General features: G+C 70.8%; 21 protein-coding genes. 12 read left to right on the top strand and 9 right to left on the bottom strand.

The genetic code is table 11. The annotated features are described in order from the left end of the window. The first annotated feature begins 4 nt into the window (after positions 1 to 4). Positions 5 to 865: a TIGR01459 family HAD-type hydrolase gene (locus AC0IW9_RS06765; protein WP_471647453.1), complete on the top strand. Its 861-nt coding sequence runs from the start codon at positions 5 to 7 to the stop codon at positions 863 to 865. Positions 866 to 920: 55 nt separating this feature from the next. Beyond that, a complete protein-coding gene (locus AC0IW9_RS06760; RefSeq protein ID WP_471647452.1) occupies positions 921 to 2,504 on the top strand; it encodes an ABC transporter substrate-binding protein in 1,584 nt (527 codons plus the stop codon). A 7-nt stretch (positions 2,505 to 2,511) separates the two neighbouring features. On the opposite strand, the gene AC0IW9_RS06755 is transcribed toward AC0IW9_RS06760, so the two are convergent. From AC0IW9_RS06755 to AC0IW9_RS06740, 4 genes are all read right to left on the bottom strand, one after another. Continuing rightward, on the bottom strand, positions 2,512 to 5,637 hold the full coding sequence (locus AC0IW9_RS06755) for an efflux RND transporter permease subunit (protein ID WP_471647451.1): 3,126 nt from the start codon (positions 5,635 to 5,637) through the stop codon (positions 2,512 to 2,514). Between the two features lie 10 nt (positions 5,638 to 5,647). After that, entirely contained in the window at positions 5,648 to 6,808 is a 1,161-nt protein-coding gene (locus tag AC0IW9_RS06750; protein WP_471647450.1) for an efflux RND transporter periplasmic adaptor subunit, read from the bottom strand. Positions 6,809 to 6,976: 168 nt separating this feature from the next. Further along, positions 6,977 to 8,380: an amidase family protein gene (locus AC0IW9_RS06745; RefSeq protein WP_471647449.1), complete on the bottom strand. Its 1,404-nt coding sequence runs from the start codon at positions 8,378 to 8,380 to the stop codon at positions 6,977 to 6,979. After that, complete coding sequence (locus tag AC0IW9_RS06740) at positions 8,367 to 9,077, bottom strand: pyridoxamine 5'-phosphate oxidase family protein (RefSeq protein WP_471647448.1); 711 nt, start codon at positions 9,075 to 9,077, stop codon at positions 8,367 to 8,369. The genes AC0IW9_RS06745 and AC0IW9_RS06740 overlap by 14 nt, the downstream gene beginning before the upstream one ends. Before the next feature lie 92 nt (positions 9,078 to 9,169). Here AC0IW9_RS06740 and pdxR point away from each other — a divergent pair, with 92 nt between their 5' ends. Next, entirely contained in the window at positions 9,170 to 10,579 is a 1,410-nt protein-coding gene (pdxR, locus tag AC0IW9_RS06735) for a MocR-like pyridoxine biosynthesis transcription factor PdxR (RefSeq protein ID WP_471647447.1), read from the top strand. Positions 10,580 to 10,728: 149 nt separating this feature from the next. Then, positions 10,729 to 11,958 carry a multidrug effflux MFS transporter gene (locus AC0IW9_RS06730; protein WP_471647446.1) on the top strand — a complete coding sequence of 410 codons (1,230 nt, stop codon included), beginning with the start codon at positions 10,729 to 10,731 and terminating at the stop codon, positions 11,956 to 11,958. Between the two features lie 18 nt (positions 11,959 to 11,976). Here AC0IW9_RS06730 and AC0IW9_RS06725 read toward each other — a convergent pair whose 3' ends face one another. Further along, the gene (locus AC0IW9_RS06725; protein WP_471647445.1) at positions 11,977 to 12,594 is read right to left on the bottom strand and encodes a YqgE/AlgH family protein; all 618 of its coding nucleotides are present in this window, start codon (positions 12,592 to 12,594) and stop codon (positions 11,977 to 11,979) included. A 203-nt stretch (positions 12,595 to 12,797) separates the two neighbouring features. Here AC0IW9_RS06725 and AC0IW9_RS06720 point away from each other — a divergent pair, with 203 nt between their 5' ends. Both AC0IW9_RS06720 and AC0IW9_RS06715 read left to right on the top strand, forming a co-directional pair. Then, positions 12,798 to 13,280, top strand: coding sequence for a redoxin family protein (locus AC0IW9_RS06720; protein ID WP_471647444.1), 483 nt, complete (start codon positions 12,798 to 12,800; stop codon positions 13,278 to 13,280). Between the two features lie 58 nt (positions 13,281 to 13,338). Continuing rightward, on the top strand, positions 13,339 to 13,605 hold the full coding sequence (locus tag AC0IW9_RS06715; protein ID WP_471647443.1) for a hypothetical protein: 267 nt from the start codon (positions 13,339 to 13,341) through the stop codon (positions 13,603 to 13,605). A gap of 25 nt (positions 13,606 to 13,630) precedes the next feature. Here AC0IW9_RS06715 and AC0IW9_RS06710 read toward each other — a convergent pair whose 3' ends face one another. Together AC0IW9_RS06710 and AC0IW9_RS06705 are read right to left on the bottom strand one after the other, a co-directional pair. Then, positions 13,631 to 15,592, bottom strand: a complete 1,962-nt coding sequence (locus tag AC0IW9_RS06710) for a lysylphosphatidylglycerol synthase domain-containing protein (RefSeq protein ID WP_471647442.1) — start codon at positions 15,590 to 15,592, stop codon at positions 13,631 to 13,633. Next, entirely contained in the window at positions 15,589 to 17,160 is a 1,572-nt protein-coding gene (locus tag AC0IW9_RS06705; protein ID WP_471647441.1) for a lysine--tRNA ligase, read from the bottom strand. Before AC0IW9_RS06705 ends, AC0IW9_RS06710 begins: the two co-directional genes overlap by 4 nt. A gap of 150 nt (positions 17,161 to 17,310) precedes the next feature. Here AC0IW9_RS06705 and AC0IW9_RS06700 point away from each other — a divergent pair, with 150 nt between their 5' ends. Further along, positions 17,311 to 18,306 carry an aspartate-semialdehyde dehydrogenase gene (locus tag AC0IW9_RS06700; protein WP_471647440.1) on the top strand — a complete coding sequence of 332 codons (996 nt, stop codon included), beginning with the start codon at positions 17,311 to 17,313 and terminating at the stop codon, positions 18,304 to 18,306. Between the two features lie 82 nt (positions 18,307 to 18,388). Here the strand turns inward: AC0IW9_RS06700 and AC0IW9_RS06695 are convergent, their stop codons facing one another. Further along, complete coding sequence (locus AC0IW9_RS06695; protein ID WP_471647439.1) at positions 18,389 to 19,465, bottom strand: amidohydrolase family protein; 1,077 nt, start codon at positions 19,463 to 19,465, stop codon at positions 18,389 to 18,391. Positions 19,466 to 19,675: 210 nt separating this feature from the next. On the opposite strand from AC0IW9_RS06695, the gene AC0IW9_RS06690 reads away from it, so the two are divergent. The 5 genes from AC0IW9_RS06690 (at position 19,676) to AC0IW9_RS06670 (ending at position 22,471) form a co-directional block, all read left to right on the top strand. Continuing rightward, positions 19,676 to 20,677, top strand: a complete 1,002-nt coding sequence (locus AC0IW9_RS06690; protein WP_471647438.1) for an SPFH domain-containing protein — start codon at positions 19,676 to 19,678, stop codon at positions 20,675 to 20,677. Next, on the top strand, positions 20,662 to 21,108 hold the full coding sequence (locus AC0IW9_RS06685) for an NfeD family protein (RefSeq protein ID WP_471647437.1): 447 nt from the start codon (positions 20,662 to 20,664) through the stop codon (positions 21,106 to 21,108). The genes AC0IW9_RS06690 and AC0IW9_RS06685 overlap by 16 nt, the downstream gene beginning before the upstream one ends. Positions 21,109 to 21,229: 121 nt before the next feature. Continuing rightward, positions 21,230 to 21,472, top strand: a complete 243-nt coding sequence (locus AC0IW9_RS06680; RefSeq protein ID WP_471647436.1) for a hypothetical protein — start codon at positions 21,230 to 21,232, stop codon at positions 21,470 to 21,472. Positions 21,473 to 21,485: 13 nt separating this feature from the next. Next, a complete protein-coding gene (locus AC0IW9_RS06675; protein ID WP_471647435.1) occupies positions 21,486 to 21,833 on the top strand; it encodes a hypothetical protein in 348 nt (115 codons plus the stop codon). Between the two features lie 44 nt (positions 21,834 to 21,877). Beyond that, positions 21,878 to 22,471, top strand: a complete 594-nt coding sequence (locus tag AC0IW9_RS06670) for a hypothetical protein (RefSeq protein WP_471647434.1) — start codon at positions 21,878 to 21,880, stop codon at positions 22,469 to 22,471. Here AC0IW9_RS06670 and AC0IW9_RS06665 read toward each other — a convergent pair. Further along, on the bottom strand, positions 22,402 to 23,451 hold the full coding sequence (locus tag AC0IW9_RS06665; RefSeq protein ID WP_471647433.1) for an LLM class flavin-dependent oxidoreductase: 1,050 nt from the start codon (positions 23,449 to 23,451) through the stop codon (positions 22,402 to 22,404). The two genes, AC0IW9_RS06670 and AC0IW9_RS06665, sit on opposite strands and share 70 nt — an antisense overlap. Positions 23,452 to 23,465: the final 14 nt, after the last annotated feature.

Raw genomic sequence — 23,465 nt, 5'->3', positions numbered from 1 at the left:
CGACATGGATCTTCTCGACGGCATCGCCCCCCTGGCGGATCGCTACGACGGCTACGTGCTCGACCTCTGGGGCGTGGTCCACAACGGCAAGCAGATCTACCCCGGCGTCGCCGAGGCGCTGGGCGCGCTGAAATCCCGCGGCAAGCGCGTGGTCTTCCTGACCAATGCGCCGCGCCGCGCCTGGTTCGTCGGCAGCATGCTGGACCGCATGGGCCTCGACCGTGGGCTGTACGACGGGATCATGTCCTCCGGCGAGATCGCCTGGATGATGCTGCGCGACCGCAGCCATCCCTTCTTCGCCCCGCTCGGCAAGCGCGCCGTGCATATCGGCCCCGAGCGCGACCTCTCGGTCATCGAGGAGGATGTCGCCACGCTGGTCGCCGACCCGGCCGAGGCCGACTTCCTGCTGAACACCGGCCCCGATCCGGACCGCGGCTCGGACGACCCGTCGCCCTATCGCCCGGCTCTGGAAGCCGCCGCCGCGCACCACCTGCCCATGGTCTGCGTCAACCCCGACCGCTACGTGATGGTCGGCGCCGACCGCCTGATCTGCGCTGGCGCCCTGGCCGACATCTATCTCGAGCTGGGCGGCCGCGTCTTCGAGGTCGGCAAGCCCGACCCCGCCGTCTACGACCCGGTCATGGCCATGCTGGGCCTCTCGGACCGCAGCCGGGTCGTGGCGATCGGCGATACCCCGCATACCGACCTCGCCGGCGCCCAGGCCGCCAGGATCGATGCGCTCTGGGCCATGACCGGCCTCGCCGCCCATGCCCATGGCGACAACCCGGACCCCGAGGCGCTGCGCCAAGTTGCCCTGGCCGAGGGCGTGGACCCGATCGCCGCGATCCGCGCCCTGCGCTGGTAGCGCCGCCGCCGTTCCGGCCTATGCTGCCGCCCAGTCGGCAACGGGGGCATCAGGCATGATCAAGCGGCGCGCACTTCTCCAGGCTTCGGCCCTCACCCTCGCCGCGCCGCGGCTGGCCGGCGCGCAGGCCGGGCAGAAGCTGCTGCGCTTCGCCCCGCAGGCCGATCTCGCCATCCTCGACCCCATCGTCACCACCGGCTTCGTCACCCGCAACCACGCCTTCCTGGTCTTCGACACCCTGTATGGCTGGGACGAGCAGTACCGCGCCCAGCCGCAGATGGTCGCCGGCCACACCGTCGCGGACGACGGGCTGACCTGGACCATGACCCTGCGGGAGGGCCTCCGCTTCCACGACGGCGAGCCGGTGCGGGCGCGGGATGCGGTCGCCAGCGTCAAGCGCTGGGGGCAGCGGGACAGCTTCGGCCTCGCCGTCATGGCGGCGACGGAGGAGATCACCGCCCCCTCCGACCGGGAGATCCGCTGGCGGCTGAAGCGGCCCTTCCCGCTGCTACCGGATGCGCTCGGCAAGGTCGGCGCCAATGTCGCCTTCATCATGCCGGAGCGGCTGGCCAGCCAGGACGCCGCCCTGCCGATCTCCGAGATGGTCGGCAGCGGCCCCTTCCGCTTCCTGGCCGCGGAGCGCATCCCCGGCTCCCGCGCCGTCTATGCGAAATTCGACGGCTACGTGCCGCGCCCCGACGGCACGCCGAGCCTGCTCGCCGGCCCGAAGCACGCCTATCTCGACCGGGTGGAATGGCTGACCCTGCCGGATGCGACCACCGCCGCCGGCGCGCTCCGCCAGGGCGAGATCGACTGGTGGGAGCAGCCGACCACCGACCTGCTGCCGACCCTGCGGCGCGGCCGCGGCATCAAGGTCGAGGTGCTGGACCCGACCGGGGCCATCGGCATGCTCCGCTTCAACCACCTCCATCCGCCCTTCGACAACCCGGCCATCCGCCGCGCCGTGCTGGGCGCGATCAGCCAGGAGGATGTGATGACCGCCGTCGCCGGCAACGACCGCGCGCTCTGGCGGGACGGCATCGGCTTCTTCGCCCCCGGCTCGGTCATGGCGAGCGACGAGGGCATGGCGGCGCTGACCGGGCCGCGCGACATCGCCGCCTCCCGCCGCGCGATCGAGGCCGCCGGCTACAAGGGCGAGAAGGTGCTGCTGATGGCGCCGACCGACTTCCCCGCCATCAACGCGATGAGCGAGGTGGTCGGCGACGTCTTCCGCAAGCTCGGCCTCAACCTCGACTACGTGGCGATGGACTGGGGCAGCGCGCTGCGCCGCCAAGCCAACCGGGAGCTGCCGGACAAGGGCGGCTACAACGCCTTCTGCACCTTCACCGCAGGGGTGAACCAGTTCAACCCGGCGGCGCACAACTTCATCCGCGGCAGCGGGCTGACCGCGACCTTCGGCTGGTCGTCCAGCCCGGCCCTGGAGGAGATGCGGAACCGCTGGCTGCAATCGACCGACGACGCGGCGCGGCGCGACCTCGGACGCGAGATGCAGCGCCAGGCCTTCCTCGACGTGCCCTATGTGCCGCTCGGCCAGTTCTACCAGCCAACCGCCTACCGGGGGGATGTCTCCGGCCTGCTGAAGGGCCTGCCGCTGTTCTGGAACGTCCGGCGCGGCTGACGGCCGGCTATTCGGCCGGCACTCCCTGGACATCGCCCTCGGGCACCGGCGCGGCCTTCCGGTGCCGGTGGAACAGCCCCGCCAGCCGGCCCATGTACAGGTAGACGACCGGCGTGGTGTAGAGCGTGAGCACCTGGCTCACCAGCAGCCCGCCGACCATGGCATAGCCCAGCGGCCGGCGGATCTCGGAACCCGTCCCGCTGCCCAGCATCAGCGGCAACCCGCCGAGCAGCGCCGCCATCGTCGTCATGAGAATGGGCCGGAAGCGCAGCAGGCAGGCCTCGCGGATCGCCTCGAAGGGCGTGCGCCCTTCCTCGCGTTCGGCATGCGCGGCGAAATCCACCAGCAGGATGCCGTTCTTCTTCACGATGCCGATCAGCAGGATCAGCCCGATCAGCGCGACGATGCTGAAGTCGAGCCCGGCCAGCCGCAGCATCAGCAGCGCCCCCAGCCCGGCGGAGGGCAGGGTCGAGAGGATGGTGATCGGATGCACGAAGCTTTCGTAGAGCATGCCGAGGATGATGTAGATCACGACGATCGCCGCCGCGATCAGGTAGGGCTCGCTGGCGAGCGAGGCCTGGAAGGCCTGGGCGCTGCCCTGGAAGGCGCCCGTCAGGGTGGCCGGCGCCCCCATCTCCCGCTGCGCCGCCTCCACCGCGGCCGTCGCCTGGCCCAGCGCCACGTCCGGCGGCAGGTTGAAGCTGATGGTCACCGCCGGGAACTGCCCCTGGTGGCTGACCGAGAGAGGCGAGACCGGCGCCGTCGACCAATGCGCGAAGGCCGATAGCGCCACCGGCTGTCCCGTGAGCGGTGAGCGGATGCGGATCTGGTCCAGCGCCGAGGGGCTCGCCTGCCGCTCCGGCAGGATCTCCATCACCACGTGATAGGCATTCACCTGGGTGAAGTACTGCGCCACCTGCCGCTGGCCGAAGGCATCGTACAGCGTATCGTCGATGAGCTGCGGCTGGATGCCGTAGCGCCCGGCCTCGTCGCGGTCGATCACCAGGGTCACGGTGGTGCCGCCATCCTGCCGGTCGGTCGCCACGTCGCGCAGCTGCGGCAGGCCCCGCATGCGGTCATAGACCTTGGGCGCCCAGGCGTTCAGCTCCGCCAGGTCGGCGTCCTGCAGGGTGTACTGATACTGGGTGGAGGTCGGCCGGCCGCCGATGTTGATGTCCTGCGCCGCCTGCAGCAGCGTCACCGTGCCCTGCAGCCTAGCCAGCTGCGGCCGCAGCCGGGCGATGATCTCCGGCGCCCCGGCCTTCCGGTCCTCGCGCGGCTTCAGGGTGACGAACATCCGCGCCTGGTTCTGCGTCAGCCCGCCCACCGCCCCCACCGAGACGCCGATGGATTCGATGTCCGGGTCGCGCAGCAGCACCGCCGAGGCATCCTGGGTCCGCCGCGCCATCTCCTCGTAGGAAATATCCGCCCCGGTCTGCACCGTGCCGATCAGCAACCCGGTATCCTGCTGCGGGAAGAAGCCCTTGGGGATGGTGACGAAGAGCCAGACCGTCGCCGCCAGCGTGCCGAGGAAGACCAGGAAGGTCACCCCCTGGAAGCGCAGCGCCACGTCCAGCGTGCGGCGGTAGCCGCCCACCAAGGCCTCGAAGCCGGCCTCGACCGCGCGGTAGAGCCGGCCGTGCTGCGCATGCTGGTCCGCGCTGATCAGCCGCGCCGCCATCATCGGCGTCAAGGTCAGGGATACGAAGGCCGAGACCACGATGGTCAGGCTGATGGTGACGGCGAATTCGCGGAACAGCCGGCCGACGATGCCGGACATCAGGAACAGCGGGATGAAGACCGCGATCAGCGAGATGCTGATCGAGACGATGGTGAAGCCAATCTCGGCCGAGCCGTCGAGCGCGGCGCGCAGCGGCGGCTTGCCCATCTCCTGGTGGCGGATGATGTTCTCCAGCATGACGATGGCGTCGTCGACGACAAAGCCGACCGCGATGGACAGCGCCATCAGCGACAGGTTGTCGAGGCTGTAGCCCAGCACGTACATCGCGCCCAGCGTCGCCAGCAGCGACAGCGGCACCGTCACCGCCGGGATCACCGTCGCCCAGATGTTGCGCAGGAACAAGAAGATCACCGCGACCACTAGGCAGACCGTCAGCAGCAGGGTGTACTGCACGTCGGTGACCGAGGCGCGGATCGTCCGGGTGCGGTCCTGCAGCACCGCGACCTCGATCCCGCGCGGCAGCGCCGCCCGCAGGTTGGGCAACTCCCGGCTGATCGAATCGACCGTCTCGATGACATTGGCCCCAGGCTGCTTGAAGACCACCAGCAGGATGGCCGGCTTGCCGTTGGCCCAGGCATGCAGCCGGACATTCTCCGGCCCGTCCACCGCCCGGCCGATGTCGCGCACCCGCACCGGCGCCCCGGCGTGATAGGCGACGATGGCGTCGTTCCAGGGCCCCGCCTCGGTGATCTGGTCGTTGTCGTACAGGGTGAAGGACCGCCGCGCGCCATCGACCACGCCCTTCGGGCTCTGGGTCGAGAGGTTGACGATCGCGCTCCGCAGATCCTCGAGCGACAGCCCCAGCGAGGCCACCTTCTCCGGGTCGAGCTGGATGCGCACCGCCGGCTTCTGCTGGCCGTTGATCGCCACCTGCGCCACGCCGCGCAGCTGGCTGATATGCTGCGCCAGGATATTCTCCGCCTGGTCGTCCACCTCGGTCAGCGGCAGCGTCTCGGACCGCACGGCGACGACCATGATGGGCGAATCCGCCGGGTTGACCTTGCGATAGGTCGGCGGCGCCGGCAGCGTCTTCGGCAATTGCCCGCCGGCGGCATTGATCGCGGTCTGGATATCCTGCGCCGCCGCGTCGATGTTGCGCGACAGGTCGAATTGCACCGTCACCGCGCTGACGCCGAGCGTGCTCACAGAGCTCAGCAGGGAAACGCCCGGGATCTGCGCGAATTGCCGCTCCAGCGGCGCCGTCACCGTCGCCGCGATGGTCTCCGGGCTGGCGCCGGGCTGCTGGGTGGTGACCTGGATGGTCGGGAAATCCACCTGCGGCAGCGGCGCCACCGGCAGCAGCGGATAGGTCACGATCCCGGCGAAGAGCAGCGCCGCCATCAGCAGCGTGGTGGCGACCGGCCGGCGGATGAAGGGGGCGGAGATGCCCATGGCCATCGCCTCAGCTCCCCGCCGCGATGCGCGCGCCGGGCGCCAGCCGCGACTGGCCGCTGGTCACCACCCGCGCATCGCCGCCCAGCGCTTCCGGCAGCGGCGCCGCCAGCACCGCCCGGCCATTGGCATAGCGCTGCACCGCCACCTTCTGCACCGCGACCGTCTGGTCCGGCTGCACCAGGTAGACGAAGCTGCCGTCCGGCCCGCGCTGGATGGCGGAAGAGGGCAGGGTGGGCGCCCCATGCTCCACCGCCAGCATCAGCCGGGCGGTGACGAATTGCCCCGGCCACAGCGCGCCATCGGCATTGGGGAAGATCGCCTTCAGCCGGACCGAGCCCGTCGCCTGGTCGATCTGGTTGTCCACCAGCGCCAGCTTGCCCTCGGCCAGCGGCTCCGGCCGGTCCCGGTTCAGCGCCAGCACGGTCAGCGCCCCGTCGCGCATGGCGCCGCGGATCTCCGGCAGCCGGGCCGCGGGGAGGGTGAAGATCACCGCGATGGGCTGGATCTGGGTCAGCACGACGATGCCGCCCGCATCCGCCGCATGCACGATATTGCCCTGGTCCACCAGGCGGATGCCGGTGACGCCGTCGATCGGCGCGGTGATGGTGGTATAGCCGAGCTGGGTCTGCGCGCTCTCGATCTGCGCCTGGTCGCCCTGCACCTGGGCCTGGAACTGCGCCACCTGCGCCTTCGTGGTATCGACCTGCTGGCGCGAGGCGAAGCTGCTCTGCGCCAGCTCGGTATAGCGCCGCAGGTTGAGCTGGGCATCGGCGAGCTGCGCCTGGTCCGTCGCCTTCCTCGCCACCGCCTGGTCCAGCGTCGCCTGGTAGGGCCGGGGGTCGATCCGTGCCAGCACGTCGCCGACGTGGACCGTCTGCCCCTCGGTGAACAGCACCTGGTCGAGCTGCCCATCGACCCGTGCCCGCAGGGTGACGGTGTTGTAGGCCTGGACATTGCCCAGCCCGTCCAGGGTCACCGGCACATCCGCCATGGTCACCCCGGCAAGCTCGACCGGCACGCCGGGGGGCGCCGCCGCGGCCTGCGGCTGCGCCTGGGCCGGTTCCCGCCAAGCATCGAAGGCAAGTACGGCCCCGCCGCCCAGGGCGAGGACCGCCACGGCGGCGGCGGCCAGCAAGGCACGACTGCGATGGGGCGCAGCATCCGACATTGTCATGGTCTCCCGGGAGGCCCGCCGCCGGGGCCGGCGCGCGCGCTATCGCACGGCGCGGCCAGCGGCCGATCCGGGAAGAACAACAGCACCGCAGGCCGGCGGTGTCCTATCGCCGGGATGAAATCGCGGCCAGACGATCCGCCCCCGGCGCGACGCGCCGGCGCCTCAGGCCGCCGGCAGCACCACGAAGGGCTGCGCCGCCAGGAAGCCCGCCGCCGCCCGCAGCACCAGCGCATCCGCCAGCCGTGGCCCGGCGATCTGCAACCCGACCGGCAAGCCCGCCGCCGTCGCCCCGCAGGGCACCGAGACGGCCGGGCCATGGCTCAGGTTGAAGGGATAGGAGAATTCCGCCCAGACCAGCCAATCCCAAGCATGCGGCGGCCAGTGCGGCGGCCGCTGCAGGCCGACCGGGAAGGCCGCGACGGAAGCGCTCGGCGTCACCAGCAGGTCGAAGCCCTCGGCCTCGAACCAGCCGTTCACCGCCGCCGCATAGGCGAAGCGCCGGCCCTGCGCCGCATGCGCCTGATCGAAGTTGAAATCCTTGTAGGCCTCGGTGCAGGCGACCAGCCCCGGATCCATCTGCGCCGCCATGGCGGCATCCTTCGCCAGGAAGGGCCGCATCGCCCCGCCCCAGAGGTCGCGCTCCAGCGCCGGACCTTCCGGCCCCCAGCCCGGCGTCACCTGCTCCACCGTCGCGCCCGCGGCCTCCAGCGCGGCCACCCCGGCGGCGACCAGCGCCGCCACCTCCGGGTCCACCCGGGCATGGCCGAGGTCCGGGCTATAGGCGATCCGCAACCCGCGCAGCCCGCCCGGCGCCACCTCCGGCCCGAAGCGGTCGGGCAGGGTGGTGTGGTCGGCATGATGCGGCCCGGCCATCACGCTGAACATCAGCGCCGCATCCTCGGCGCTGCGGGTGATCGGCCCGGCATGGGACAGCGCGCCGTTGTTCGGCACCGGCGCATAGGGCACCCGCCCATAGGTCGGCTTGAAGCCGACGGCACCGCAAAAATGCGCCGGCAGCCGGATCGACCCCGCGCCATCCGTCCCGAGGTGCAGCGGCCCGCAGCCGGCGCCCGCCAGTGCGGCCGCGCCGGAGGAGGAGCCGCCCGCGGTGAAGCCATGCTTCCAGGGGTTGTGCGTCGCCCCGGTCAGCGGATTGTGACTCACCGCCGTCCAGCCCTGCTCGGTGCTGGTGGTCTTGCCGAGGATGATGGCACCCGCTGCCCGCAGCCGTGCCACCAGCGGCGCATCCGCCTGGGCCGGCGTCGGGTCCGAAAGCTTCGAGCCCCGCATCGTCGGCAGCCCGGCCACCGCCTGGATGTCCTTGATGGTCGCCGGCACGCCATGCAGCGGCCCGAGCGCATCGCCCCGCATCACCGCCGCCTCGGCCTCCCGCGCCGCCAGCATCGCCCGCTCGGCATCGAGCACGACGAAGGCGTTGAGCTGCGGCTCCTTGGCGGCGATGCGCGCCAGCACCGCCGTGGTGATCTCGACCGGCGAGGCGCGCTTCCCGCGCACCATCGCCGCCATCTCCACCGCCGAGGCGGTCGCCAGTTCAGTCGGTTCCATAGGTGGTTTTGTAGCTCTCGGTCATGATCTCGTCCAACCTGCGGCCGGGCGTGAAGCCTGCCAGACCCGGCGGATAGGGAACACCCGCCGGCATCCGCGGGCAGGGCTCCGAGGCGCCGATGGTCTGCACCACCGGGAAGCGCGTCGCATAGATCGGCAGTGCGTAGTCCTCCTCCTCGTCGCCGATGCCCTTGCTGCGGATCTTGCCGCTGGCTTCCTCGATCTGCATGCCGATCACCATGGTCGCCTTCAGCTCCTGCGTGGTGCTCGGGCGCAGCTCGGCATTCCGGCCGGGGTAGAAGCGGTCGATCATGATATCGAGCGCCTTGGCCTTCTCCTCCAAGTCCTCGATGATATGCGCCGTGCCGAAGCACATGGCGGAACGGTAGTCGACCGAATGGTTGAAGCCGCAGCGCGCCAGCACCAGGCTGTCGAGATGCGTCACCGTCAGGCAGACCGGGATGCCCGGCTTCTGCACCCGCAGCATGCGGCTGGCCGAGGACCCGTGCCAGTACAGGTGCTCCCCCTCCCGCCAGAAGGCGGTCGGCGTGCAGTAGGGCTGGCCGTCGATGACATAGGCGATGTGGCAGAGCATCGCCGCATCGAGGATGGCATGCACGCTGTCATGGTCGTAGCGCCCCCGCTCGTGCAGCCGCTTCACCCGGTTGCGAACGGTGACAGGATAAGTCTCGGACATGGGGCTTCTCACGGATGGGTTGATGCCGCATAAGGCTCCCTGGATTGGTCCGGCGCGAGGGCCAATCCTGCCCTCATAGGCTGGTCCAATCCATGGAACCCGAAGCCCTCCTCGTCAGCTTGGACCGCGCCAGCCCGGTGCCGCTGCTGCGCCAGGTCTATCTGGAATTGCGCCGCGCCATCCTCGCCGGCGCCATTCCGCCGGGCGGCCGGCTGCCGCCGACCCGGGCGCTTGCCACCCATCTGGGCATCGCCCGCAATTCGGTGGTCGCCGCCTATGAGCAACTGCTGGCCGAGGGCTTCATCGAGGGTCGGGTCGGCGCCGGCAGCTATGTCTCCCGCGACATGCCGGAGCCGCTGGAACTGCCGCCCAGCCCGCCGCCGCCCGCCGCCTCCATCCCCCATGCCGGGCTCTATGGCACCGCGCCCTTCAATACCGGCCGCTGCGCGCTGGATGACCGCACCCTGCAGGTCTGGCGCAGCCTCACCATGCGGCACCTGCAGACGCCCGATCCCGCCCTGCTCGGCTATGCCGACCCGCGCGGGTCGTTGGCCCTGCGCCAGGCGATCAGCCGCTATCTCCGCGCCGGCCGGGCGGTGCGCTGCGAGCCGGAGCAGGTCGTGGTCACCGCCGGCGCGCAGCAGGCGATCGACCTGATGCTGCGGGTGCTGGTCCGGCCCGGCGCCCCGGTCTGGCTGGAGGATCCCTGCTACCCCGCAGTCCGCGCCGCCCTCGCCGCCGCCCAGGCGCGCATCGTGCCGGTCCCGGTCGATGCCCAGGGCATGACGGTCGCCGCCGGCCTCGCCGCCGCGCCCGAGGCCCGCCTCGCCTATGTGACGCCCTCCTCGCAATACCCGCTCGGCGTGGTGCTCTCCATGGCCCGCCGGCTCGAACTGCTGGCCTGGGCCCGCCGCGCCGGCGCCTGGGTGCTGGAGGACGACTACGACAGCGAGTTCCGCTACGCCGGCCGGCCGCTCGCCTCGCTGCAGGGCATCGATGACGGCGGCCGGGTCATCTACATCGGCACCTTCAGCAAGGTGCTCTTTCCCGGACTCCGCCTCGGCTATGCGGTGGTGCCGCCGGAGCTGCTGGACGCCGTGCTCTCGGCCCGGCTGCTGAGCGACTGGCACCCCGCCGCCCTGCAGGAAGGCGTGGTGACGGACTTCCTGGAGGAAGGCCATTTCGCCCAGCACCTGCGCCGGATGCGCCAGCACTACCGCGATGCGCGGGACGCGCTGGTGGAGGCGCTGCGCACCAACCTCCCCGGCACGCTGGAGGTCGAGGTACCCGACCAGGGCATGAAGCTGATCGCGCGGTTGCGGCCCGGCCTCTCCGACCTCGCGGTCTCCGCCGCGGCGGCGAAGCGCGGCCTGGTCGCCCGCCCGGTCAGCCCGATGTTCCTGGCGGCCCCGCCGGTCCAGGGGTTGATGCTCGGCTTCTCCGGCCATGAGCCCGGCGCCCTGCGCTGGGCCGCCCGCGAATTGGCCGCCGCCATCGGCTGAGGCTGCGGCACGGAATCGGGCAATCCGGGGTGGCAAGACCCAGCCCTGCCCAAGCCCTGTGCAGCCATGCCGTCACTGCACATCACGCCAGCGTGCAAGTCCGGCCAAACCCGCTGTGCAACCGCCGGTCATCCCCCTAGAAAGCCCCGGTGAGCCCACGCGACACCCCCGAGGGCGACCTCCCCATCACCGCACCACCGGCCGTCCGGCCCAAGCCGCATATCGGGCTGCTGATCGCGGCGACCGGCCTCGGCCCCTTCACCATGCAGATCATCATTCCCTGCATGCCGGCGCTGATGGTCGCGCTCTCGGCCAGCTACGGCACGGTGCAGCTCACCCTGACCCTTTATTTGGTGGGCGTCGCCGTCGCCCAGCTCGTCTACGGCCCGCTGTCGGACCGCTACGGCCGCCGGCCGCTGCTGCTGGCCGGGCTCGGCATCTACCTCGTGGGCAGCCTCGCCGCCGCGCTCGCCCCCTCGATCGGCTGGCTCATCGCCGCCCGCGTCCTGCAGGCGATCGGCGGCTGCGCCGGCCTGGTGCTCGGCCGCGCCATGATCCGCGACGCCTATCCGCGCGAGCAGGCTGCCAGCATGATGGGCTATGTCAGCACTGCCATGGCGGTGGCGCCGATGATCGCGCCCCTGCTCGGCAGCCTGCTGGAGGACCATTTCGGCTGGCGCGCCACCATGCTGGCCTGCCTGGTCTTCGCCGTGCCGCTGCTGGTCGCGGTCAGGCTCCGCCTGCCGGAAACCCTGCGGGAGCCGGCGCCGCTGCCCGGGATCGCCGGCCTGCTCGGCGCCTATGTGCAGCTGCTGCGGCTGCCCGCCTTCCGCGCCTATTGCGGGCTGACCGCCTTCGCCACCGGGGTCTTCTTCGCCTTCGCCGTCGGCGGCCCGCTCGTGGTCATCAACGGCCTCGGCTATTCCGCGACGGCCTATGCCAGCGCGATGATGTGCATCCCCTTCGCCTGGAGCGCCGGGACCTTCACCGCCGCAAGGCTCGCCCAGCGGCTCGGCATCGCCCGGATGCTGGCGGCCGGCACCATCGTCACGACGGCCGGCGGCGTGCTGGCGCTGCTGGTCCAGCTGTTCCTGCCGCCGCATATCCTGCTGTTCTTCGGCCCCATGGCCATCGCTGCGCTCGGCAACGGGATGACCCAGCCGAATGCCATCGCCGCCGCCATCAGCGTCCGGCCCAATCTCGCCGGCACCGCCTCCGGCCTGATCGGCGCGGCGCAGATGGGCTGCGGCGCGCTGCTGACGGTCCTCTGCGGCGTGACCGAGAGCGGCCGCGGCATCGCCACCGCGCTCTGGATGCTGGCCGCGGCGCTGGCCACCCAGGTGGCGCTCGCCGCCGCCCGCCGGCTACCCCAGCACTAGATCAGGCTTGCCACTCGATCAGGCGTGCCCGGCGGCGTCCGAGAGCAGCGCCGGGTCCACCTTCAGCTTGGCCATGGCCTGCTGCCACTTCTGGTCATCCGCCTCGCCGAAGATCAGCCCCTCGTCCGGGGTGACGGAGAGCCAGGAATTGGCCTGGATCTCGTCCTCGAGCTGCCCCGGCCCCCAGCCGGCATAACCCAGTGCCAGCACGCCGCTGCGCGGCCCGCCGCCGCCGGCGATCGCCTTCAGGATATCCACGCTGGCGGTCAGCGCGAGATCCGCGGCCACCTGCAGCGACCCGTCGCTGGTCCAATCATTCGTATGCAGCACGAAGCCGCGGCCGCCCTCGACCGGGCCGCCCTGGAACAGCCGGATGCGCCGCTGCGGCGGCACCGGCGCCAGCTCCAGCTGCTTCAGCAGGTCGTCGAAGGACATGTTGTCGAGCGGCTTGTTGACGATGATGCCCATCGCCCCCTCCGGCGAATGGGCGCAGAGGCAGATCACCGTCCGGGCGAAGCGGGGATCCTGCATGTTCGGCATGGCCACGAGGATCTGGCCGCCGAGGTAGCCTTCTTCCTGGCTATTGGGCGCAATCGAGGTCTGGGTCATCGGGTGGGTACGGTCGCGTTTGGCCATGCGGGTAAGATGGCGGCGGCTCCCCAGGGGCGCAAGCAGCCTGGCCGCCGGCACGCGCAGCGGTGACGAAACAGCCGCGGGAGCATCGGTTCCCCCATCGGCCCCTTGCCGAATGCCGCGGCTATGGCCAGCCTTGGCCCCCTCCGGCGCGGTGACAGCCGGCAGCGAAGCGACTACATCGGCACCTCCGGAGGAGAGAACCCATGACCATCAAGGTTGGCGACAGCATTCCCTCGACGCAGCTCACGCTCGGCACCGCCGAGGGCCCCAAGGCCACCACGACCGAGGAATTCTTCGGCGGCAAGACCGTCGTCCTCTTCGGCGTTCCCGGCGCCTTCACCCCGACCTGCTCCGCCAAGCACCTGCCGGGCTTCGTCCAGCAGCATGATGCGCTGGTCGCCAAGGGCGCTGATGTCGTCGCCTGCATGGCGGTGAACGATGCCTTCGTCATGGGCGCCTGGGGCAAGGACCAGGGCGTCGGCGACAACGTCGTCATGATCGCCGATGGCAGCGCCGATTTCACCAAGGCCCTGGGCCTGGAGCTGGACCTGACGGCGCGCGGCCTCGGCGTCCGTTGCCAGCGCTTCGCCCTGGTCGCCAAGGACGGCAAGGTGACGCATGTCGCCGTCGAGGCCGCCGGCGCCTTCGAGGTCAGCAAGGCGGAATCGGTTCTCGCCGCACTGTAATACTGGATGGTGGTGGATCGGCTATGATCCACCACCATCCAGAAGGAAGCCCGTGGCCATGAATCCCTTCACCGCCGCGGCCTTTGCCTGGCAATCCGGCATGGTCTTCACCCTGCGCAGCGCCCAGCTCTGGGCCCGGCCGATGGAAGCCCATACCGTCCTGACCGGCTATGCGCTCGAAAAGCAGCGGGCTTTCACCGCGGGGGCCCTGGCCGCCGGGCAGGCCGCGCTGTCCGGCGCCGCGGCCCCGGCCGTCCTCGCCGCGGCGGTCGCCCCGGCCCATCGCCGGGTGAAGGCCAATATGCGGAAGCTGACCGGGGGCTGAAAACCGGGGAGCTGAAAAGCGGCCGCTACCCCTCGCGCGGCAGCAATTCCCGCAGCTGCGCCAGATCCTTCTCGGCCCGCAGCGCCAGGTACAGCGAACCCTCGCTGAGGGAGACCGCGGTCAGCCCGATATCGCCATAGATCCGCAGCAGCCCCGGCCCGACGCGCCAGAAGGCCGGGTCCACGCCCGCCCGCTCGCAGAGGTCGCGGAAGCGCCAGATCGCCGAGATCGCGTCCCGCCGGTCCCCCACCGGATCGCCCAGCGCCAGCCAGACCCCATCCCGCTTGAGGAAGGCGAAGCCCGCCTTCTCCGCCTCGCCGAAGACCGCGCCATCGGCCTCGGCCGGGGCCAGCGCGCCGAGCGCAGACAGCCGGGCCCGCGTTTCCGCCGACCACGCCGTCGCCGTCATCCGGGCCGGGCGCAGCAGCCGCACCATGGCGACCAGCAGCAGCACGCCGGTCACCCCCACGGTGAAGCGCAGGCTGTCCGGCGCCAGCGGGGAGAGCACCACCGTCCACCAGCTCTCGTCTGCGACCTTGCCGCCATAGGCGACCAGCGCCAGGGTCAGCCCGCTGGCCCCCACCGCCAGCAGCGGCACCGCCGCCTCGGTCGAGAGCGGCTCCCGCCGCAGCCGGCTGTCCCGGTAGAAGGCGCTGCGCAGCGCCGCCACCAGCACCGCCAGCAGCAGGAAGGCGCACCAGAGCCACCAGGCCTCGCCCCGCAGCCAGGCGATGGCCGCGCCATTGACCAGCAGGAAGAGGGTGAAGCCCCAGGCGATGGTCAGCCGCCGCATCAGCCCGAAAGCCATGACCAGCAGCAGCGACCCCACCACGGAGGCGGCGAAATGCGAGGCCAGCGCCGCGATATGCCCGGCCCATTCCTCGATGATGGTATCCCGCGTCGGCAGCGCGCCGAGGAAGATCAGCAGCGCCCCGGCAAGCGCCACGAGGGAGGCGATGGCCGGCACCTCCAGCGCATCCGTCCCGCTGCCGAAGGCAGTGATCCGCGACAGCACCGCCCGCCGCTGGCCCAGCTCGAAGGAGACGAAAAGCCCACCGGCGATGAACAGCGGGATGATGTAGTAGTACAGCCGGAAGACCAGCAGCGCGCCGATCACCTCCGGCGCCGGCATATAGGGCTGCAGTCCCAGCAGGATGGCCCCGTCGAAGACCCCAAGCCCGCCCGGCACGCTGGCGGCGATGCCGACCGCATAGGAGGCGAGGTAGATGCCGACGAAGCGCAGGAAGGTCAGCCCCTCCGCCGGCGGCAGCAGCACGTAGAAGATGGCCGCCGTCATCGCCACGTCGACCGTCGCCAGCATGGTCTGCATCAGCGCCATGCGCGGGCTCGGCAGGTCGATCTCGTACTTGAAGATCTTCACGTGCCGGACGAAGCGGCTCATCACGACATAGGCGATGACCACGCCCCACAAGGGGATGGCCATGGCCTGCAGCGCCCAATGCGGCAGATGGCTGCCGAACCAGGGCAGCACCTCCGGCTCGAACATCAGCACCAGCCCGCCGAGCGCCATGCCGCCCAGGCCGAAGGTCAGGCTGGTGAAGCCGACGACCTTGGCGATCTCGAGCGGCGTCAGCCCCCAGGCCGAGTACAGCCGGTAGCGGACCGCAGCCCCCGAGACCGCGGCGAAGCCCAGGTTATGCGCCAGGGAATAGCCGCAGAAGGAGGCCAGCAGCGACTTCGGCCAGGACACCGGCTTGCCGGCATAGGCCGAGCCCAGCTTGTCGTACATCGCCAGGACCAGGTAGGCGAGTATGGTCAGCCCGCCGCCGATCCAGAGCGATCGGGGCGACAGCTCGCTCATCGCCTTGCGGATATCGGCGACCGAAAGCCCGCGAAATTCCCGCTGCACGACATAGAGCGCGCCGACCAGCAGCGCGACGCCGAAGACCGTCGGCCCGTGCCGGCGAAGCCAGCCCAGCCAGCCCGCGCCCTTGGTGGCGCCCTTATCCGCCTTGGGGCCCGTCACGCCGCCGGCGCCTCGCGCGCCAGGGCCGTCTCAATCAGGCCGATCGTGCCGGGGATGCCGTAGAGCGCGACGAAGCCGCCGAAGCGCGGCCCCTCCTGCTGTCCCAGCAGCACCTGATAGAGGCAGCCGAACCAGTCCCGCAGATTGGCGAATTCGTGCCGCTTGCCGACGTCGTAGAGCAGGGTCTGGATCGCCTCGGCATCGCTGTCGGCCGGCAGCGCCCGCAGCGCCTGCAGCAGATCCTCCAGCGCCGCCCGCTCCAGGTCGCTCGGCATGCGGTAGCGCTTCTGCGGCGCGACGAAGTCCCGGTAGTAGGAGACGGCATGTTCCGCCAGCCGGGCCAGCATCGGGTGGCTCTCCGCCGTCACGCCCGGCGCATAGCGGCCGATGAAGCCCCAGAGGATCTCCGGCCCATCCGCATTCACCACGCTGGCCAGGTTCAGCAGCATGGCGAAGGAGATCGGCGACCCCGGATCGTTGCTGCTGCCGTTGTGGATGTGCCAAGCCGGGTTTGCCGCCTCCGGCGCCGCCTTCAGCTTCTCCAGGTTGGCGAGGTAGTCGTCCACCGCGCGCGGGATGACGTCGAAGAACAGCCGCTTCGCCCGCTGCGGCTGGCCGTACATGAACTGGCTCAGGCTTTCCGGTGGCGCATAGCGCAGCCACTCCTCGATGGTGAGGCCATTGCCCTTCGACTTGCTGATCTTCTGCCCCTGCTCGTCCAGGAACAGCTCATAGGTGAAACCAACCGGCGGAGTTCCCCCGAGGATCCGGCAAATGGCCGAGGAGAGCTTCACGCTGTCGATAAGGTCCTTGCCGGACATCTCGTAGTCGACGCCGAGCGCATACCAGCGCATCGCCCAATCGGCCTTCCACTGCGCCTTGGCATGGCCGCCGGTGATCCGCGTGCCATGGCGGCGGCCGGTGGCCGGGTCGGTCCAGACCAGCAGGTCCTCGGCCGGGCGGACCTCCTCCATCGGCACCTGCATCACCACCCCGGTCTCGGGGTGGATCGGCAGGAAGGGCGAATAGGTCGCCCGCCGGTCCGGGCCGAGGGTCGGCAGGATCACGCCCCGCAGCTGCTCGTGCCGTTCGGCCATCCGCAGCAGCGCCGCATCGAAGCGGCCGCCGCGGTAGTAGTCGGTCGAGGAGGCGAACTCGTACTCGAACCCGAAGGTATCGAGGAAGGCCTGCAACCGCGCGTTGTTGTGCGCCCCGAAGCTCGGATGCGTCCCGAAGGGGTCGGGGATGGCGGTCAGCGGCTGACCGAGGTAGCCCGCCAGCATCTCCTTGTTCGGGACGTTGTCCGGGACCTTCCGCAGCCCGTCCATGTCGTCGGAGAAGGCCAGCAGGCGGGAGGGCAGGCCGGTCAGCCGCTCGAAGGCGCGCCGCACCCAGGTGGTCCGCGCCACCTCCCCGAAGGTGCCGATATGCGGCAGGCCGGAGGGCCCATAGCCTGTCTGGAACAGCGCGCCCTCGCTTTTAGGGGCCGCGGCCAGCCGGGCTTCGACCTTGAGGGCTTCCTCGACAGGCCAGGACTTGACGGCACGGAGAGATGGATCGGCGCTCATGCAGGGCAGATGGCAGGGGGCGGCGGCGGGGTCAACGCAGGAGACTGCTTCGGATGCATGGCACCCCGGCGCGGCTCCCCCGAAGCCCCTGTGGAATTGGGCGCCGGACTGGGCTAATGCCGCGGTGTCTGCACAGGAGATGAAGGTGTCATGCGGGTTGGCGTGATCGGAGCCACGGGCGCGGTCGGCAAGGAATTGGTGGAGGTGCTGCACAAGCGGCGCTTCCCGGTCACCGAATTGCGCCTTTTCGCCTCCACCCGCAGCGCCGGCACCAAGCAGAAAACGCCCTTCGGCGAGGTCACCATCGAGGAATACAGCCTCGAGGCGGCCCGGACCCTGGACCTGGCCCTGCTCGCCGTCTCCGGTGATTTCGCCAAGGCGCATGCCCGGGCGCTGGCCGCGGCCGGCGTGGCGGTGGTCGACAACTCCTCCGCCCTGCGGCTCGAGGATGACGTCCCCCTGGTGGTGCCGGAGGTGAACGCCGGGGCGATCGGCGGCGGCCGGCTCATCGCCAACCCGAATTGCACCACCGCCATCCTGGTGGTGGCGCTGGAGCCGCTGCGCCAGGCCTTCGGCCTCAAGCGCGTCATCGTCTCCACCTACCAGGCCGCCAGCGGCGCCGGCGCCGAGGGCATGGCCGAGCTGGAGCGGGAGACCCGCCGGGTGCTGCTGGAAGGCGGCCCCGCGGGCCACGAGGTCTTCGCCCATCCGCTCGCCTTCAACGTCATCCCGCAGATCGATAGCTTCCAGCCGAACGGCTACACCCGGGAGGAGATGAAGGTCGCCTGGGAGAGCCGGAAGATCATGGGGATGCCCGATCTGCTGATCTCCTGCACCGCGGTGCGGGTGCCGACCATCCGTGCCCATGCCGAGGCCGTCACCATCGAGACCGAGCGGCCGGTGACGGCCGAGGCGGCCCGCGCGGTGCTGGCCAAGGCCCCCGGCGTGGTGCTGGTGGATGATCCGGCGGGGCAGCGCTACCCGATGCCGCTTACCGCCTCCGGCCAGGACGACGTCGAGGCCGGGCGCATCCGGGCGAACCCGGTCTTCGGCGACTGCGGCTTGGATTTCTTCCTCTGCGGCGACCAGTTGCTGAAGGGCGCGGCGCTGAACGCCGTGCAGATCGCGGAACGGCTGCGAACGTAGAACCAGCCCCGCCGTTTCTTTTCTTTAAGGAACAAAAACAGATGAGGGGCCGGGAGAATACCTTCTCCCGGCCTTTCTTCTTTTACGCCGGGATATTCAGCAGCTTCGCCGCGGTCCCGCCCAGCACCGCGATCTTCTCCGCATCGCTCAGCGACTCGCAGGCGAAGATGTGGTCCACCGGCTTCAGTGCCCAGGGATAAGGATAGTCGCTGCCCAGCACGATCTGCGAGGCGCCGACCTGCGCCTGCAGGTGCCGGATCGCCTCCGGCGTGAAGACCAGCGAGTCGAACCACATCTGCTTCAGGTATTCGGTCGGCTTCTTCTTCAGGGTGATGTTCGGATTGCACCCGGCCGGGCTGACCGTGCAGGAATGGTCGGACCGGTCGGCATAGGAGGGCAGGAAGCCGCCGCCGTGCGCGGCGAGCACCTTCAGCCCGGGGTAGCGATCCAGCGTGCCCTCGAAGATCAGCTTCGACAGGGCGATGGTCGTATCCAGCGGATTGCCGATGGTATTGCCCAGCCAGCCATTGCCGGCGAAGCGCTGGTTGAGCTGCGATACCCCGCCCGGATGGATGAAGAGCACCGCGCCCAGTTCCTCGGCCTTGGCCCAGACGGGGTGGAATTTGGCATCCGAGAAATCCACGCCGGCGACGTTGCCGCCGATCGCCGCGCCCTTCAGCCCCTGGCTCTTCATCGCCTTCTCCAGCTCGGCCACCGCCAGGTCGGGCGCCTGAAGGGTGAGGGAGGCGAAGCCGGCGAAGCGGTCTGGATGGGCGGCGCAGAGCTCGGCCATCTTCTCGTTGTTGATCTTGACGATCTGCGCCCCGAGGTCGCGGTCGCGCCCGTACCAGAAGGGATTGACCGAGAGCACCTCCATGTCCACCCGTTGCGCGTCCATGGCGGCGAAGCGCTGGGCAACGTCGATCGGGGTCTCGTCCGCCCCGCGCACGCTGTTGAACAGCACGGACCGGTCGTTGTTCAGCAGCGGCAGGACGTCGAGGAAGACGCAATGCGCGTGGGTATCGATGGTCTTCACCGTCTTGCCGCCCACCGCCACGGCGGTCCGCCGGGCCCCTTGGGCATGGGCCGCCCGCAGCATGCCGCAGCCACAGAAGGCGACGCCGACGGCGGCGCCCAGGAAGTTCCTGCGTGATGTCATGGATCGATCCCCCGATAGTCGCATGCGCCGCTTGGTGGATGCAGCGTCTTGTGGATATCCGGCGGTTGAGGCTGGCGTGATTTCCCGGGCCACGCCAGCCGGATTCGATGCTGCACTGCGCCACGTCCGGGTCCCCGGCTAACCGCCCCCCCCGGCTAACTGCCTCGACGCATCCGCGCTACACTGGCGGCACCCTCGTCGGAGCCTCGCATGACCGGCCTTCAGATCGTCCTGCTTGCCCTGATCCTGCTCGCCCTCGTCACCGCCGCGCGGGGCATCCGCACCGTGCCGCAGGGCCAGGTCTGGACGGTGGAGCGCTTCGGCGCCTTCATCCGCCTGCTGCAGCCGGGGCTGAACTTCCTCATCCCCTTCGTCGATGCCATCGGCCACAAGCTGAACGTGCAGGAAGTGGTGCTCGATATCCCCGAGCAATCCGTCATCACCAAGGACAATGCGACCGTCGTGGTGGATGGCATCGTCTATTACCGCATCATGGACCCGGCCAAGGCGGCCTATCAGGTGCAGAACCTGCAGCAGGCGCTGAATGCCCTGGCGATGACCAACATCCGCGCCGTCATCGGCGAGATGGACCTCGATTCGACCCTCTCCTCCCGTGAGCGGATCAACTCCTCGCTCATGGCCATCCTGGATGGCGCGACCGATCCCTGGGGCGTCAAGGTCAGCCGGGTCGAGCTGCGCAAGGTCGAGCCGCCGGAGAACCTGATCCGCGCCATGAACCTGCAGATGACCGCCGAGCGCGAGCGCCGCGCCACGGTGATGAAGGCCGATGGCGACCGCGCCGCCGCCATCCAGCGCGCCGAGGGCGAGAAGCAGGCCCTGGTCCTGCAGGCCGAGGGCCGCCAGCAGGCCGCCATGCGCGACGCCGAGGCCCGCGAGCGCCTGGCCGAGGCCGAGGCCAAGGCCACCCACATGGTGGCCGAAGCGGCCGCCGGCGCCGGCGCCGGCGCCGATGCGCTGCGCTACTTCATCGCCGACAAATACGTGAAGGCCTTCGAGGCCCTGGCCGGCAATCCCAGCAGCAAGCTGGTGGTGGTGCCGATGGAAGCCGCGGCGCTCGCCGGCGGCATCACCCAGGCGATGGAGCTGCTGCGGCACAACCCCGCGGCACTGCCGCCCACGCGACCGCCCGCCCCGCCCGCCGCCCCAGCCACGACGACACCCCCGGTGGGCGGCCCATGGAACCGGGGCTGATCTGGATCCTCGCCGGCCTGCTGCTGCTGGTCGCCGAGCTGGCGCTGCCGGGGATCTACCTGCTCTGGGTCGGCATCGCCGCCATCGGCACCGGCCTGCTGCAACTGGTCGCCGTGCCGGGGCTCGAGCTGGCGACGGCCCTGTTCCTGACCCTGCTCGGCGGCGGCATCTGGGTCTCGCTGCGCCTCCGCCGTGGCCGGCGGCCCTACCCGCAGGTGAATACGCCGGGCTCCGGCCTGGTCGGCCGCATGGGCCTGTTGCTGCCGATCGGCGAGGCCAATGCCGGCCCCGGCCTCCGCGTCCGCATCGGCGATTCCGAATGGCAGGCCCGGCTGCCGCGCGACCACAAGGTGCCGGAGATCGCCACCAGGGTCCGGGTCGAGGCGGTGGACGGCACCACCCTCATCGTTCGTCCCGAAGGGGGGACTTGAACGCCGTCCCCGCTGGGGCAACATCCCGCTCATGGACAGTTTTCGGCGCCCCGGCCCGCCTGGCCGGGACCCGTCTCCCCCCGTTCTCGACATGACGGCGGACGGACAATTCCGGGATCCCGTGCCGCCGCGGCGGAGCTGGCTGGACCGTGCCCTCAGCCGGGTCGGCGGGCTGGCCCTGCTCGTCACCCTCGCCGGGGCCGGGCTCGTGGTCGTCGCCCTGGCGGTTCTCTTCGTCGGCCTGCTGCTGCCGGTCGTCATCGGCGCCGGGCTGATCGCCTTCGTCACGCTCTGGTGGCGTATGCGGCGCATCCGCCGCGCCGGGGGGAGCGACCCCTTCCGCTTCGTCGTCGTCCGGCGCTGATCCCTCCCGGCCGATGCCGGAAGACCGCCCAGGCTTCACCATCGACCCGAGCCGCCTCTACGACGTGGCGGCCGATGGCACCCCCAGCACCGATACCGCCGGCGCGCCCGAATGGCTCGGGCCACGCCACCAGCAATTGCTGGCCTGGGCCGCGCTCGGTGCCGGGGCGACCGGCAGCCTCGCCGGGCTGACCGTCTTCTGCTTCGCGCTCGGCGCCCGGGCCTGGGCCGCCGGCTTCGCCCTGGCCACGCTGGCGGCGGCGCCGCTGCTCGGGATCGGTCCCCTGCTCGACTGGTGGCGGCACCAGCGCCCCTATCGCCGGCGCCATCGCCAGCGCAGCCCGGATTTTCCCAACCGCTGAGCGTTCCGATAGGGCTCCGTTCCGCTATCTGATACAGTGCCGCCATGCGTGTTCCTGCGAGCCTCTGGCGCCCGGCCCTGGCCGGCGGATCGGCCTTCGGCCTCACCTTCCTGGTCCATATGCTCGTCACCATGGCCTGGGGCCCACCCGCCGGGCTACTGGGACTCGCCCTGCTCCCGGCCTGCTGGCAGGAGGTCGCCAAGCTGCTGTTCCTCCGCCTGGCCGGCGGCCCGGCGCATTGGCCCCAACTCGGCGTCGCCTTCGGCCTCTGCCATGCCCTGCTGCAGCTTGTCCGGCCGGACGCCCCGCTGGCGGTCACCGCGGCGGCGGCGGCTGCCGCGATACTGCTGCCCCTGGCCCTGGGCAGGGTCGCCGCCGGCGTCGCGCGGCGTAGCGGCCGCCGCCTGTTCGGCTTCGCCGCGGCCTTGCTGCTGCATGCGCTGGTTGCCCTGGCGACCAGCACCGCCGCCCTTGCCCTGGCCCGGCAGCATGGCCTGCCGCTCGGCAGCGCCGCCGCCTATGCCGGCCTGACCCTGGCCTTGGTCCTGGCGCTGGTGACCGGGACTTTCTACTCCGCCGCCAGCCGGGCGGCCTCGCCGCTCGCCGGCAGCCCGAAGGCCTCCGCCAGCAGCCGGTAGCTGCGCTGCCGGGCCGCCGGGTCGTGGCAGGGGCTGAGGATCGCCACCTCCTGCGCCCCATGCGCCGCGGCCAGCGTCTCCAGCCGGGCCTTCACCTGCTCCGGCGCGCCGACGATCGCCTTGGCGCGGATGCTGTCCAGATGCTGCCGCTCCGCCGCCGAATAGGGATAGGCCTCCGCCTCCGCGACGCTCGGCAGCGGCGGGAAGCGCCCGGTGTCGCGGAACAGCCGCCAGAGCTCGCGCGACTTGTACAGCCGCCAGGCCTCCGCCTCGGTATCCGCCGTCAGGGCGAAGACGCCGAGGGCGCAATGCGGCGCCGCCAAGCGCCCCGGCACGCCGGGCTGCGGCCGGAAGCCTTCCCGGTAGAGCGCCGTCACCTGCTCCGAGCCGCGGTCCGAGATGAAATAGGCGAAGCAGTAGGGCAGGCCGAAATAGGCCGCGACCTGGGCGCCGAAATCGCTGGAGCCGAGGATCCAGACCTCCGGCCGGGTCGGCACCGCCGGCATGGCGTTGACCGCCTTGAAGGGATGGTTGTCCGGCAGCCCGTCGCCCAGCCAGCCCAGCACCTCCTGCACCTGCTGCGGGAAGCGGTCGGCGGCCTCATTCGCATTGGGGTTCAGCGCGAAGGCGGTGCGCCCGTCGCTGCCCGGCGCCCGGCCCAGCCCGAGGTCGATCCGCCCCGGCGCGATCGCCTCCGCCACCTTGAACTGCTCGGCCACCTTCAGCGATGCGTAATGCGGCAGCATCACCCCCGCCGTGCCCACCCGGATGCGCTGCGTCGTCGCGGCAATGGCCGCGACCAGCATCTCCGGCGCCGAGCCGGCATGCGACTGGCTGTTGTGATGCTCCGCCAGCCAGTAGCGGCCATAGCCCCATTGGTCCGCCAGCTTGGCCAGCGCCAGGGTTTCGCGGATCGCCACATCGGCCCCGCGGCCGGAGGCGATGGTCGATTGGTCGAGGATGCCGAGGCTGATGGTCATTCGACCAATCTAGC

Source organism: Belnapia sp. AC561, assembly GCF_979252845.1.
This window is presented reverse-complemented; position numbering and strand designations above follow the sequence as displayed.

Excerpts from the sequence above, each read along its gene's own strand:
- AC0IW9_RS06750 (WP_471647450.1), bottom strand. The coding sequence starts at position 6,808 with ATGTCGGATGCTGCGCCCCATCGCAGTCGTGCCTTGCTGGCCGCCGCC.
- pdxR (WP_471647447.1), top strand. The coding sequence starts at position 9,170 with ATGGAACCCGAAGCCCTCCTCGTCAGCTTGGACCGCGCCAGCCCGGTG.
- AC0IW9_RS06700 (WP_471647440.1), top strand. The coding sequence starts at position 17,311 with ATGCGGGTTGGCGTGATCGGAGCCACGGGCGCGGTCGGCAAGGAATTG.
- AC0IW9_RS06745 (WP_471647449.1), bottom strand. The coding sequence starts at position 8,380 with ATGGAACCGACTGAACTGGCGACCGCCTCGGCGGTGGAGATGGCGGCG.
- AC0IW9_RS06755 (WP_471647451.1), bottom strand. The coding sequence starts at position 5,637 with ATGGGCATCTCCGCCCCCTTCATCCGCCGGCCGGTCGCCACCACGCTG.
- AC0IW9_RS06690 (WP_471647438.1), top strand. The coding sequence starts at position 19,676 with ATGACCGGCCTTCAGATCGTCCTGCTTGCCCTGATCCTGCTCGCCCTC.
- AC0IW9_RS06705 (WP_471647441.1), bottom strand. The coding sequence starts at position 17,160 with ATGAGCGCCGATCCATCTCTCCGTGCCGTCAAGTCCTGGCCTGTCGAG.
- AC0IW9_RS06740 (WP_471647448.1), bottom strand. The coding sequence starts at position 9,077 with ATGTCCGAGACTTATCCTGTCACCGTTCGCAACCGGGTGAAGCGGCTG.
- AC0IW9_RS06665 (WP_471647433.1), bottom strand. The coding sequence starts at position 23,451 with ATGACCATCAGCCTCGGCATCCTCGACCAATCGACCATCGCCTCCGGC.
- AC0IW9_RS06760 (WP_471647452.1), top strand. The coding sequence starts at position 921 with ATGATCAAGCGGCGCGCACTTCTCCAGGCTTCGGCCCTCACCCTCGCC.
- AC0IW9_RS06670 (WP_471647434.1), top strand. The coding sequence starts at position 21,878 with ATGCGTGTTCCTGCGAGCCTCTGGCGCCCGGCCCTGGCCGGCGGATCG.
- AC0IW9_RS06685 (WP_471647437.1), top strand. The coding sequence starts at position 20,662 with ATGGAACCGGGGCTGATCTGGATCCTCGCCGGCCTGCTGCTGCTGGTC.
- AC0IW9_RS06715 (WP_471647443.1), top strand. The coding sequence starts at position 13,339 with ATGAATCCCTTCACCGCCGCGGCCTTTGCCTGGCAATCCGGCATGGTC.
- AC0IW9_RS06725 (WP_471647445.1), bottom strand. The coding sequence starts at position 12,594 with ATGGCCAAACGCGACCGTACCCACCCGATGACCCAGACCTCGATTGCG.
- AC0IW9_RS06720 (WP_471647444.1), top strand. The coding sequence starts at position 12,798 with ATGACCATCAAGGTTGGCGACAGCATTCCCTCGACGCAGCTCACGCTC.
- AC0IW9_RS06695 (WP_471647439.1), bottom strand. The coding sequence starts at position 19,465 with ATGACATCACGCAGGAACTTCCTGGGCGCCGCCGTCGGCGTCGCCTTC.
- AC0IW9_RS06675 (WP_471647435.1), top strand. The coding sequence starts at position 21,486 with ATGCCGGAAGACCGCCCAGGCTTCACCATCGACCCGAGCCGCCTCTAC.
- AC0IW9_RS06765 (WP_471647453.1), top strand. The coding sequence starts at position 5 with ATGGATCTTCTCGACGGCATCGCCCCCCTGGCGGATCGCTACGACGGC.